Source organism: Aequorivita sp. IT1183 (genome assembly GCF_058068265.1).
In genome coordinates, this window is sequence record NZ_JBYRHS010000001.1 from 609,834 (window position 1) to 622,741 (window position 12,908).

Consider the following 12,908-nt stretch of genomic DNA (forward strand, 5'->3'; position numbering starts at 1 on the left):
TTATACGTTCCGTTCAATGTATTTTATAATGGAGTTTGCAATGTCTTTTCCGGTAGCCTGTTCAATTCCTTCCAAACCTGGAGAAGAATTTACTTCTAAAATAAGTGGTCCACGTGCAGATTGAAGCATATCGACTCCAGCAATTCCAAGCCCCATTGCTTTTGCAGCTTTAAGTGCTGCGGTTTCTTCTTCATCGGTAAGTTTTATTACTGAAGCCGTTCCTCCGCGGTGCAAATTACTTCTAAATTCACCTTCTTTTCCTTGTCGCTTCATTGCGCCAACAACCTGTCCATCCACTATAAATGCACGAATATCTGCGCCTCCAGCTTCTTTTATAAATTCCTGAACAATAACACGAGCCTGCAAATTGTTGAAAGCTTCAATAACCGATTCTGCCGCTTTTCTACTTTCAACTAAAATTACGCCGATGCCTTGAGTACCTTCTAACAATTTAATAATTACAGGCGCGCCACCAGCTTGGTCTACAATTTCCTTTACGTTTTTAGAATAATTGGTGAAAACGGTTTTCGGTAATCCTAAACCAGCGCGAGAAAGAATCTGTAAACTTCTTAATTTGTCGCGCGAACGTACTAATGCTTGCGATTCTGTAGTTGTAAAAACGCGCAACATTTCAAACTGTCGCACTACGGCCGTACCATAAAATGTTACAGATGCTCCAATTCTTGGAATAATTGCATCTGTGTGGTCTAACCTTTGACCTTTATATATTATTACCGGATTTTTCTTCTCAATTACAATATCACACTTGGCGTGGTTAATTATCTCCACGTCGTGTTTTCTTGCTTTTGCCGCCTCAACAAGACGTTGAGTGGAGTATAGGTTTGCATTCGCCGATAATATTCTAATTTTCATTTTTTGGTTTTTAGTTTAAAGGAAAGGTTGGTTTTGTTAATATCTACTATATATTTCTTACTTAAAAAATTTCGTCCTAAAAGTACAGGAAAACGCATTTCTTCTCGGTCGCTCAATGTTAAATAAATAGGTTGCAACTTTCCAAAAAGCAGTATTTCAGTTTTAATTCTGTATCTGGTTTCAGATTGGCCGTTGCTACTTTTAACTACCTTAACATCATATTCGTCAAATACGATTTCTTTTTCGTGATAACTTGGGTGTTCTTCATCTAAAAAATTGCATTTCAGATAACTATCTTCAACTTTCATGTTTTTGCAATGAATTGAAGAAGTATAGGCGCCCGTATCAATTTTTACTTCAATATCGAACAAATTTAGAGATGGAAAATCTGCTTTGTCTATTCTGCCAATGTTTCTAATCAATGTAATGGGGATTTTATTAATGCAAGATAATTAATAAAAATTCCAAAAGACAAATTTCTAAAAACAAATAAATTCAATTGGGAGGGTACGCAATATAATATGGATACGCGATGCATCGCGTAGCTACTTGTTGCGTTCGATGAATCCAATTACACTTTTTGAAACATTTTTTCCAGAAGTATTTTCAATACCTTCCAAGCCTGGTGTGCTGTTAATTTCTAAAACTAATGGCCCATTTTTAGATTGCAGAATATCTACGCCACAAAATCCGAGACCCATTGCTTTTGCAGCTTTTATAGCTATTTTTTCCTCTGCGGAAGAAAGTTCTATTATTTCTGAAGAACCGCCGCGATGCAAATTACTGCGGAAATCTCCAATTTTACATTTGCGTTTCATTGCCGCAACCACAACGCCATCAACTACAATTGCACGTACATCTGCGCCATTTGCTTCTTCAATATATTCCTGAAGAATAAATTTTACACCCGCTGCATTCAAAGTTTCAATCGTTGCCAAGGCATTCTGCGGACTTTCGGAAAGAATCACTCCTTCGCCGTGCGTGCCTTCCAAAAGCTTTATTATTATTGGTTTGCCGTTGAAGGTTTTTAGCTGCTCTTCAAATTCAAAAAATGAAGCATACATCGTACGTGGCACTGGAATTTGGTGTTTCGCTAATATTTGGAACGACATCCATTTATCGCGACTATTTATAATTCCTTCAGAAGTAACCACAGTAAAAACGCCCATCGCCTCAAAATGACGCACAACATTGCTTCCAAAATAGGTGTTTGAAGCGCCAATTCTTGGAATAATTGCGTGAATATCTTCTACTTTTTCATTTTGAAAATAGAGCGCCGCTTTTCCATTTTCTACGGCAAGATTGCAATAGGAAGGGTCTAAAACTTCCATAGTATGGTTGCGCGCTTCGCCAGCACTTAAAAGACTTTTTGTGGAATATAATGCTTCCCCACGGGAAAGAATGGCAATGTTCATAGATGATTATTGATGGTGCAATTTAACTAAAAAGAGAAAGAGGCATTGAAGCACTTAAAAACTTTAATCCATTATTAACATATAGCTTCGAAAAACCCTTCATATAAAATTTTCAAACAAGTATCTTTGAGGCTATGGCCAATGCTTCGGTAACTCTTCAAATTTCAACACTTCCCGATTCGCCCGGTGTTTATCAATACTACGATAAAGATGGGAAATTGCTGTATGTGGGCAAGGCAAAAAATCTAAAAAAAAGGGTAGCGTCTTACTTCAACAAAACGCAGGAGAATGGCAAAACCCGCATGCTCGTAAAAAAAATTGAAACCATAAAGCACATCGTAGTAAAAACCGAAACCGATGCACTTTTGTTGGAAAACAATTTGATAAAAAACTATCAGCCACGCTATAATGTGCTGCTGAAAGACGATAAAACGTATCCGTGGATTTGCATTAAAAACGAACGATTTCCACGTGTTTTCCCAACACGGCGAATGATAAAAGACGGAAGCGAATATTACGGGCCGTACACGAGTATGAAAACCGTGCACACGCTGCTCGATTTAATAAAAGGGCTTTATCCGCTGCGTACTTGCAACTACGATCTTTGCGAAGAAAAAATTAGGACAGATAGATATAAAGTGTGTTTGGAGTTCCATTTGGGAAACTGTTTGGGCCCTTGCGAAGGCTTTTATTCTGAAAAAGAATATCACGAAAATATTGAAGCCATCCGTAATATTGTAAAAGGAAATTTTAAGGATTCGCTTTATAAATTCAAAAGTCAGATGAAGGAATTGGCGGCCGATTTAAAATTTGAAGAGGCGCAGCGCGTAAAGGAAAAGATTGATGTTTTGGAGAATTATCAGTCAAAATCTACGGTTGTAAACCCGAAGATTAATAATGTAGATGTGTTCACCATAATTTCTGATGAGAGTTATGGGTATGTAAATTTTCTTCAGCTTTCGCACGGCGCGATTATTAGGTCGCATACTTTGGAAATAAAAAAGAAGCTTGATGAAACCGACGAAGAGTTGCTTCAGCTTGCCATTATAGAATTGCGACAACGTTTCAATTCACTTTCAAATGAAATTTATGTACCTTTTGAAGTAGAACTGGGTGAAGACATGAAAGTACACGTGCCAAAGCTGGGTGATAAAAAAGCAATCCTCGACCTTTCTGAACGGAATGCAAAATACTTCAGAATGGATCGTTTTAAGCAGGCTAAAATTGTAGATCCGGACCGTCACGAAAAGCGCATTATGGCGCAGATGAAAAAAGATTTAAGGTTAAGCGAAGAACCACGACATATAGAGTGTTTTGATAATAGTAATATTCAGGGTACAAATCCCGTTGCTGCTTGTGTGGTTTTTAAAAATGGAAAACCGAGTAAAAAGGATTATCGTAAATTCAATATAAAAACGGTTGTAGGGGCAGATGATTTTGCTTCGATGGAAGAAGTTGTATATCGCCGTTATAAAAGATTGCTGGAAGAGGAGCAACCATTGCCGCAACTAATCATCATTGATGGAGGGAAGGGGCAGCTTTCTTCTTCTTTAAAAAGTTTAGACAAGTTGGGTTTACGCGGAAAAATTGCCATAGTTGGAATTGCAAAACGCTTGGAAGAATTGTTTTACCCCGACGATCCCATTCCGCTATATTTAGACAAAAAGAGTGAAACTTTAAAAATAATACAGCAATTGCGAAACGAGGCGCACCGTTTTGGAATTACCTTTCACAGAAGTAAGCGCAGCAAACAGGCACTGAATACGGAGTTAGAAACCATTCCCGGCATTGGCGAAAAAACAGTAGTGGAGTTGTTGAAACATTTTAAAAGCACAAAACGAATTGCTGAAGCCAATTTTGAAGAGCTTTCAAAAGTTGTGGGCGCCAGCAGAGCAAATAAGTTGCTGGAACATTTTAATAATGAATAATGAAGCTTTTTAATAATCCAAGATTCAAAGAAGTACAATAGATGAAACAAATACTTTATATAGTATTAATTTTAATTTCAACCTTTTCTTTTTCGCAAGAAAATCAGAAGGATTTAAAAGTAGGTCTTGTACTGAGTGGTGGTGGCGCTAAAGGTTTGGCACACATTGGAGCATTGAAAGTTATAGAGGAATCGGGAGTACGCATAGATTACATTGGCGGTACAAGTATGGGCGCAATTATAGGGGCACTATATGCGGCTGGATATTCTGCAAACCAGTTAGACAGTATTTTTAGGCAAACGAATTTTAGCCAATTAATACAGGACAATATTCCGCGAAGCGCAAAAACTTTTTACGAAAAAAAAGAGTCTGAAAAATATGCATTGGTGCTTCCTTTTGATGGTTTTAAAATTGGTTTTCCGTCTGGACTTTCCAAGGGGCAGAATGTATATAATTTGCTGTCAAAATTAACCAGTCATGTAAGTACTGTTTCAGATTTCAGCGAGTTGCCAATTCCGTTTTTCTGTGTTGCCACTAATGTTGAAACAGGGAAAGAAGTAATTTTAGATCGAGGCTATCTGCCGCGTGCAGTTATTGCCAGTGGCGCATTACCATCCCTTTTTAGTCCGGTAATTATAGATGGAAAAGTGCTAATAGATGGCGGAGTTGTGAATAACTATCCTGTAAACGAAGTACGTGCCAAGGGAATGGATATCATTATTGGCATAGATGTGCAGGACAGTCTAAAAGCACGCCAAAAATTAAAATCTGCTTTTGATGTTTTGGTGCAGATAAATAATTTTCGCACAATTAACGATATGATTGACAAACGTGGAAAAACCGACGTTTACATTCATCCAAATATTAAGGATTTTTCGGTGGTTTCTTTTAACGAAGGACAAAAAATTGTTGAGTCGGGCGTAACTGCTGCAAATTCGTACCGAGAAGAACTTAGCCAAATTGCCGCACAACAACTTCCATTCAAAAAAAGCGAAATGAAGTTTGAAACTCAAGATTCGGTTTTTATAAAAGAAGTGAGAATTGAAGGAAATGAAAAATATAGCCGAAGTTATGTTTTGGGTAAACTTAAGCTTCGTACCCCAGATAAGGTTAGTTTTAAAGATTTTGGCGAAGGCATAAATAACTTATCTGCCACCGGAAATTTTCAAGATATTAATTACAGATTCTTTGAAGACGATAATAACCAAAACACCCTATTATTACAATTACGTGAAAGTAACTCGTCCCTGATGCTACGTTTTGGTGCACATTATGACGATTTATTTAAAACCTCTGCTTTGGTTAATATTACCCGAAAACGACTTTTTACCAATAACGATATTGCTTCATTAGATTTAATTGCGGGCGACAATTTGCGTTATAATTTTGAATATTATATAGACAAAGGTTTTTATTGGAGCGTGGGTTTCAATTCTAAATATCACTTTGTTGAAACAGATGTGCCACTAAGTTTTATTGATGCAGATATAAACGCCGAACTAACCATACCAATTAACAAACTTTCTATAAAGTATAGTGATTTCACTAATCAGCTTTATTTTGAAACGCTCTTCCGCAGAACTTTTATTTTTGGTTTAGGAGGAGAGCACAAATACCTTCGTTATCTATCTGAAACAATCGGGACAGACGATCAGAATATGCCGCGCACCGTTTTTGAGAGCACCAATTATTACAGTGCTTTAGGGTATTTGAAGTACGATACGTACGACAATAGTTTCTTTCCAAAATCTGGCGCCTATTTTTCGGGCGATTTTCATTGGTATCTTTTGGCGCAAGGCCGCAATAAAGAGTTTCAGCCTTTCTCTGTAGCGAAGGCAAAAATAGGATATGCTCATACCTTTTTCAATGCATTTTCGGCACATATAACTGGCGAGGGAGGTTTTAAATTGGGTGGTCCCGAAACCACAACGCTCGATTTTGCTTTGGGAGGTTACGGTTTTAAAGAAATGAATAACATTATTCCTTTTATGGGTTACGAAGCTATTTCGCTACGAGGGAATACTTATCTTAAATCTACTCTGACTTTTGATTATGAAATAGTTAGAAAAAATCACATCAATATTTCTGCGAACATTGCCAATATTGGCAACGACCTTTTTGAAACTGGTGAATGGATTAACGGGGTAGATTATTCGGGTTATTCTTTGGGCTACGGTTTAGAAACAATCTTGGGGCCAATGGAAGTTAAATATTCCTATTCGCCAGAATTGGATCGCAGCGAGTGGTATGTTGTGTTGGGGTATCGGTTTTAGTATTTATAAGAAAGCTTGAAGATTATCGTTCTTGGCTGAATAAATATTTGGGTGTCAGTTACAATAAACTGGCTGAAAGTATTTTCATTCTTTAATTTTACATCAAATAGATTGGTTGCTTCAACTTCAAAGCCCCAAGGGCTATCTTCTCTGTTATAAAATAATGAGGCATTTCCTAACTGAAAATTATTTTTTGTAGTATTGGTTCTGTTTTTATACTGTGAAAAAGAGTAATCTGTTTTTAGAATAAACCCATCTAAAAAGTCATATTCTAGATTTAAATAGGGGTCAGTTTGAATAAAGTTACTTTCTATTGTTGCCGAAGAAAAATTACTGAATCCTTGACGTAAACCAATCTCTATGTTTGGGAATTCCTTAAAATAGGACTCTGCTTTTATAGTATAATTATAGTTACTGCTTTTATATTTTGTTAGTGAATTATTTACGTTTCTAGAGTAGTCCGAAAACGAAGTATTAGCTGCAAACGTATATTTAATTTTCTTAATTTTTTTTGAAAAGGAGGCATTCACAACAAATCTATTTTCGGGCAAATCTGAATAAAATGTAGTATTTATTTGGTCAATTCCATCTAAGATTGTTGTGTTTTGGATAGTTTTTACTTTTTTGGTATAATTAATATTTGCATTCATAAAAAGCCCACGGAGCAGACTGAATTTATAATAGGACAACGAAACACGATGCGCCAATTCATTTTCAATATTGGTATTTCCTTTGTAAAGTGTATTAAAACCCTGCAAGCGTAATCTGTTTGAAAAAAATGAAACATCATTGAAGCGGGAATCTAAATTGTATTTAAAGTTTACCTTTTCACTGCTTTTAAGCTCCCAATCTATTTTCATTTCTGGCAATAGTTGTGTTTTATATTTTGATACTTGGGGAATTGAGTCTTGATAAACTTTCCAATAATAATAATGATACACCAATCCGGGTTTAAAGATAAAATCTCCTGTTTTAAATTTATATTGAAACCCAATATAAGAATCGTTTAGCAGAAGTTCAGTTTCATTGTTGAAACCGGAATTTGCAAAACTATTTGTTCCTTCACTAATTAATTGCTCATCTCTTGTGTCGTATTCCTGTTTTGAAAAATTGTAGCCGACTATGGGATATATATGGTTAAAATTGTTGAGCACCCAATAATGCTTTATGGCGAAAGAAGCATCATAAATTCTGGAGTCTATTTTTTGTGATAGTAAAAAAGGTCTTTCGCCTTGCAATGGAACAATTCCATTAAATATTGTGTCTGAAAACTGCCAAACTGTACTATTTTTATTTGAAGAAACGTTTAAATTTGCGTTTAAGGTTGTGGTATGATTATATGAAAATCGTTTACTATACCCTAAATTTTGGTTCAATTCAAAAGAAGTAGGATTTAATTTGGATACTACAAAATTACTATCTAAGAAACTGAAAGATTCCAAACGCTCATTTGTTGTACCTTCCGTACTTTTTATAACCAACTCATAAGTTAAGTCTTCATCAGTATTAGGAACATATTTAGTAGTGATTTTACTTAGTGTAAATAAATTGTCTGTCTTTGTTTTAATACTCCTACCTTCAATATTTGTAACTATATTTTCCAACAAATAAGTATTGTTGTTTTTAACTTCAGTCTCAGTATTGCTAGCATTAATAATACTATAGGCATTTACTGAAGTTGTTGCAGATATTTGTTGTGAAAGTGAAAACGCACCAAAAGTATTTCGGTTATGTACAAAATCGTTATTTGAGAGGTATTTTGTAAAATTGCTGCTCAATAAATTTTGATAGCCTGTGGGATTATCTATTAATTTTGTAAATCCGCCTTGGAAATTGATGTAATCGTTAAGGGTGAAACTTTTTTTGCCAGTGTTATTGATATCTCCAATAAAATTTATATTGGTTTTTGGACTGTAATAAAAGAGGCTTGGGTGCAATAGATATTTTTCTTCAACACCGCCTCCGATCTCTATGTCGCCAAAGATAAATTTTTTCTTCCCCGCTTTTAATTTTATGTTCATAGCCATTACATCGCTGTCGCTTAAATCTTTTAAAAATGCAATTTCACTGTAATTTTCTAATACCTCAACTTCATCAACAGCATCTGCAGGGATGTTGTTTACACCTAGTTTAGTATCGCCTGTAAAAAATGGTTTACCCTCTACTAAAAACTTATCCACCTTTTTTCCGTTTACTTTTACATTGCCATCACGATCCACCTCAACCCCTGGTAGTTTCTTTAGTATTTCCCGCAGTTTCCGCTCTTCGCCCGTGACAAACACATCAGTCCGATACGTTATGGTGTCTTTTCTTGCATTAACAGCCAGTCGTTGTTTTAAAATTACTTCTTCGAGGTTTTCATTGCTTGGCTGCAGCACAAAATCTCTCGTGGTGTTTTCGATTAGGGTTATGTCTGAACTGATTTTTTGAAAACCTAAATAACTTATTTCTATTGTATATAAGATGTTTTTTTTAAGATACAACTTGTAATGGCCTTTGTTGTCGCTAATAGAAAAAACAATATTTTCTTTAGGACTCTTGGGTATAGCAAGCACATTAGCATATTCTAAAGGCTTTTGCAGGCTATCATGTAGTTTGCCTTGTAAAGAAACTTCCTGAGCCTGTAACGAAAAAAATCCTGTTAAAAACAGGACTAAAAAAACAATATTTGAATTTTCAAAATTAATTTTTTCTAGATGCTTCCATTTCAGTTGCAGTAGCATCAACAAGTGTATTAAATTTTTCAAGAGTAATTTTTTTCCCCGTTGTAGGCTTGAGAACCCATACATTTGCATCTTCCATAATTGAATCTGCAGTATATATTATTTTATTATTTTGGACAAGTTGCAATATTAATCCCGGCAAACCATGATAGCCTTTTGGTCCAAATTGGAAGGGTAACTTGGGAGCATACCAAGCTACAACCTTTAATGATTTACCATGTTCTGTAGATATGTATTCTGCTTTTAAACATTCAAAGCCCAAAATTTGTTTTTTTTCATTTTTTAATGTCCATTGTATTTGATTAGAGGGAGCTGTTATAAGAAATTCATCCCCTTGAAATTCTTTTTGGTTAATATACTCGCCAGCATCGATGTAAAAACGCTCATTTTTTTCAACTGCGGCAACATAGTTTTCTCTTTTGCCTGGGGCATTTAGTTTGTTAATCATAGAAAACTCACTCTTGGTCCCATCTACGCGTAGCTCATACTCCATGCTTTCAATATCCTTTTTCAATTGTTCAGCAAAATACAATGCTTGCGAGCTTGGCTTGTTTTCTGCATTTATGTTCTCAGAATTCCAAGATGATGTAGTAGAATAATGAACAACAAATTTATTATTTGATTGTGCGTAAGTAGTAAGAGTAAATATTAAAAAAGTAAAGTATAGTAAATTCTTCATGTTAAAATTGTTATTCCCTAAATCTTAAAATAAGATTTAGGGAAATTTAAAGTTTAATAATTATTACCGAAAGCACATTGCTCAAATACTCTTCTAGCAATCTCTAATGCTGTTTCAGTAGAAAAACCAGCTTCAAGAGCACCGTTATATGCAGCGGTCCATTCACCAAAACAATTAACAATTAGTGAACTTTCGTCTATGTTGCCAGTTAAGTTTGTTGAAGCATTAGCGGATACTGCCATAAATAAGCAAATAGACGCCGTTAAAAATAATTTTTTCATAAAAATATGGTTTTACGGTTAATAGTTTATCAAAGACAAAAAAAAAAAAACGACATTGCCAAAACTTTAACATTTTCATCTTTCATTTTATGAAATACGTTATTGATTATCAGGTCAATAATCAATATTTCGTTTTCATTAATAAATTTTTAAATTTTCAATAATAGTTGAAACAGGTTTTTGTTTTTTCTTATTAAACTAAATAGTATATTTTTCCGATATTTGTAGAGAAGAGTTATTAAGTGGTTTGGTTGCTAAGATATTAGGAAAAACTTTAATCACAAATTCATATTTTGCGATAAATTAATGAACACAATAACTCAATAACCCATTAACTTAAAAAGATGCCTTTCTATCACAAACTGGGCAAAATACCGCCTAAACGCCATACCCAATTTCGGAAACCTGATGGGAGCCTTTATTCCGAACAGCTTTTCGGGACTGTAGGTTTCGATGGCATGTACAGCAATATTTATCATGAATATCGCCCTACACAAGTAAAGGAAATTAAGAAACAATACAACGTTGCCCCTAAGATTGCGCGCACCAATAATATGGAATCGCTTCGGTTAAAGGGTTTCGACATAAAACCTGAAAAAGATTATCTCAACAGCCGTAAAACGGTACTCACCAATAGCGATTGCAGCATAATACTTGCCGCGCCGCAAGAATCGCAAAAAGATTATTTTTATAAAAACACCGATGCTGATGAAATGATTTTCATCCACAAAGGCAGCGGAAAACTGCGAACTTTTTTAGGCAATCTCGATTTTAAATACGGCGATTATTTAATTATTCCCCGCGGAATTATCTATCAAATAGATTTTGATACGGAAGACAATCGATTATTTATCGTGGAATCTCGACGTCCCATTTACACTCCAAAACGATATAGAAACTGGTTTGGGCAGCTTTTAGAGCATTCACCTTATTGCGAGCGAGACATTCGCAGACCACAAGAACTTGAGCACCATAACGAAAAAGGGGAGTTTCTAGTAAAAGTGAAAAAGCAGGATGATATTTTTGAAATGGTTTACGCTACACATCCTTTTGATGTAGTGGGTTATGACGGTTATAATTTTCCGTATGCTTTATCAATTCACGATTTTGAACCAATTACAGGCCGCATTCACCAACCACCGCCAGTGCACCAAACTTTTGAAACAGATGCGTTTGTAGTATGTAGTTTTGTGCCACGTCTCTATGATTATCACCCGCTAAGTATTCCTGCGCCGTATAATCATAGCAATATTGACAGTGATGAGGTGTTATATTATGTAGATGGTGATTTTATGAGTAGGAATGATATTGAAGCTGGTCAAATAACGCTTCACCCGGCGGGAATTCCACACGGGCCGCACCCAGGAGCCGCAGAGCGAAGTATTGGAAAAACGAAAACAGAAGAACTTGCCGTTATGGTAGATACATTTAAACCGTTACAAGTAACTGAGGACGGTTTGAAACTTTCAGATGGAACGTATTACCAAAGTTGGTTAGAACATTAAAATTTTAAAGATTTAATTATGAGCAAAGAAGTAAAATCGGTCGATTACGGACTGGAGAAAATATTTGAAGGAGCAGAAGATTTTCTGCCATTATTGGGAACAGACTACGTAGAATTCTACGTTGGAAACGCAAAACAATCTGCACATTTTTATAAAACAGCTTTTGGCTTTCAGTCTCATGCTTATAAAGGTTTAGAAACTGGTTCGCGCGATTCTGTGAGTTATGTTTTAACACAGGATAAAATAAAACTTGTGCTTACCACCCCATTAACCAGTAAATCTCCAATAAACGATCATATTGTAAAACATGGCGACGGTGTAAAAGTTATTGCCCTTTGGGTAGATGACGCAACAAGTGCTTTTGAAGAAACTACAAAACGCGGTGCAAAACCCTTTATGGAACCCACCGTTGAAAAAGACGAGCACGGCGAAGTTGTGCGAAGTGGAATATACACCTACGGCGAAACAGTGCATATGTTTGTAGAGCGAAAAAACTACAACGGAGCATTTTTACCAGGTTTCCGTGAATGGAAAAGCGATTACAATCCAACTCCAACTGGTTTAAAATATATAGATCATATGGTTGGCAACGTAGGTTGGGGTCAAATGAATAAATGGGTAAAGTGGTACGAAGACGTTATGGGATTTGTAAATTTCCTTTCGTTTGACGATAAGCAGATTCACACTGAATATTCGGCATTGATGAGCAAGGTGATGAGCAATGGCAACGGACGTATAAAATTTCCTATTAATGAACCGGCCAAAGGCATAAAGAAATCGCAGATTGAAGAATATCTAGATTTTTATGAAGATTCGGGAGTGCAGCATTTAGCTGTTGCAACAGATGATATTATTAAAACTGTAAGTCAATTGAAGGATCGCGGAATTGAATTTCTACCACCGCCACCGCAATCGTATTATGATGATATTCCACGTAGATTGGGCGATCACATGAGTATGATGAAGGAAGACATCAACGAACTAAAAAGACTTTCAATTATGATCGATGCCGACGAAGATGGGTACTTACTTCAAATATTCACAAAACCTTTGGAGGATCGACCAACATTGTTTTTCGAAATAATTCAGCGAATGGGTGCAAAAGGTTTTGGAGCTGGAAACTTTAAAGCGCTTTTTGAATCTATAGAACGCGAGCAAGAACAACGAGGAACACTATAGATATGTAACATTATTGAAACCCCATCGTCTTATTCAAGGTGGGGTTTTATTT

10 protein-coding genes are annotated in these 12,908 nt (G+C 35.8%); 4 read left to right on the plus strand and 6 right to left on the minus strand.

Annotated elements, in window-relative coordinates; genetic code table 11:
- The 3 genes from rimK to AC3RVF_RS02700 form a co-directional block, all read right to left on the minus strand.
- Window positions 1-873: a 30S ribosomal protein S6--L-glutamate ligase gene (rimK, locus tag AC3RVF_RS02690; protein WP_489690175.1), complete on the minus strand. Its 873-nt coding sequence runs from the start codon at window positions 871-873 to the stop codon at window positions 1-3.
- On the minus strand, window positions 870-1,295 hold the full coding sequence (locus tag AC3RVF_RS02695) for an ATP-dependent zinc protease family protein (RefSeq protein ID WP_489690174.1): 426 nt from the start codon (window positions 1,293-1,295) through the stop codon (window positions 870-872). Before AC3RVF_RS02695 ends, rimK begins: the two co-directional genes overlap by 4 nt.
- Window positions 1,296-1,418: 123 nt before the next feature.
- Window positions 1,419-2,288 carry an ATP-grasp domain-containing protein gene (locus AC3RVF_RS02700; RefSeq protein WP_489690173.1) on the minus strand — a complete coding sequence of 290 codons (870 nt, stop codon included), beginning with the start codon at window positions 2,286-2,288 and terminating at the stop codon, window positions 1,419-1,421.
- A 134-nt stretch (window positions 2,289-2,422) separates the two neighbouring features.
- Here AC3RVF_RS02700 and uvrC point away from each other — a divergent pair, with 134 nt between their 5' ends.
- Together uvrC and AC3RVF_RS02710 are read left to right on the plus strand one after the other, a co-directional pair.
- The gene (gene uvrC / locus AC3RVF_RS02705) at window positions 2,423-4,216 is read left to right on the plus strand and encodes an excinuclease ABC subunit UvrC (RefSeq protein ID WP_489690172.1); all 1,794 of its coding nucleotides are present in this window, start codon (window positions 2,423-2,425) and stop codon (window positions 4,214-4,216) included.
- Between the two features lie 41 nt (window positions 4,217-4,257).
- Window positions 4,258-6,489, plus strand: coding sequence for a patatin-like phospholipase family protein (locus AC3RVF_RS02710; RefSeq protein ID WP_489692674.1), 2,232 nt, complete (start codon window positions 4,258-4,260; stop codon window positions 6,487-6,489).
- Here AC3RVF_RS02710 and AC3RVF_RS02715 read toward each other — a convergent pair.
- Genes AC3RVF_RS02715 through AC3RVF_RS02725 form a run of 3 tightly spaced genes read right to left on the minus strand, consistent with a single transcriptional unit; the run spans window position 6,486 to window position 10,172 of the window.
- Window positions 6,486-9,236, minus strand: coding sequence for a carboxypeptidase-like regulatory domain-containing protein (locus AC3RVF_RS02715; RefSeq protein WP_489692675.1), 2,751 nt, complete (start codon window positions 9,234-9,236; stop codon window positions 6,486-6,488). The two genes, AC3RVF_RS02710 and AC3RVF_RS02715, sit on opposite strands and share 4 nt — an antisense overlap.
- Window positions 9,172-9,891, minus strand: coding sequence for a GLPGLI family protein (locus AC3RVF_RS02720; RefSeq protein WP_489690169.1), 720 nt, complete (start codon window positions 9,889-9,891; stop codon window positions 9,172-9,174). Before AC3RVF_RS02720 ends, AC3RVF_RS02715 begins: the two co-directional genes overlap by 65 nt.
- Before the next feature lie 53 nt (window positions 9,892-9,944).
- Complete coding sequence (locus AC3RVF_RS02725) at window positions 9,945-10,172, minus strand: hypothetical protein (RefSeq protein WP_489690168.1); 228 nt, start codon at window positions 10,170-10,172, stop codon at window positions 9,945-9,947.
- Between the two features lie 344 nt (window positions 10,173-10,516).
- Here AC3RVF_RS02725 and AC3RVF_RS02730 point away from each other — a divergent pair, with 344 nt between their 5' ends.
- Both AC3RVF_RS02730 and hppD read left to right on the plus strand, forming a co-directional pair.
- Window positions 10,517-11,677, plus strand: a complete 1,161-nt coding sequence (locus AC3RVF_RS02730; RefSeq protein ID WP_489692676.1) for a homogentisate 1,2-dioxygenase — start codon at window positions 10,517-10,519, stop codon at window positions 11,675-11,677.
- 18 nt (window positions 11,678-11,695) lie between these two features.
- Window positions 11,696-12,856: a 4-hydroxyphenylpyruvate dioxygenase gene (gene hppD / locus AC3RVF_RS02735; protein ID WP_489692677.1), complete on the plus strand. Its 1,161-nt coding sequence runs from the start codon at window positions 11,696-11,698 to the stop codon at window positions 12,854-12,856.
- The last annotated feature ends 52 nt before the right edge of the window (window positions 12,857-12,908 follow it).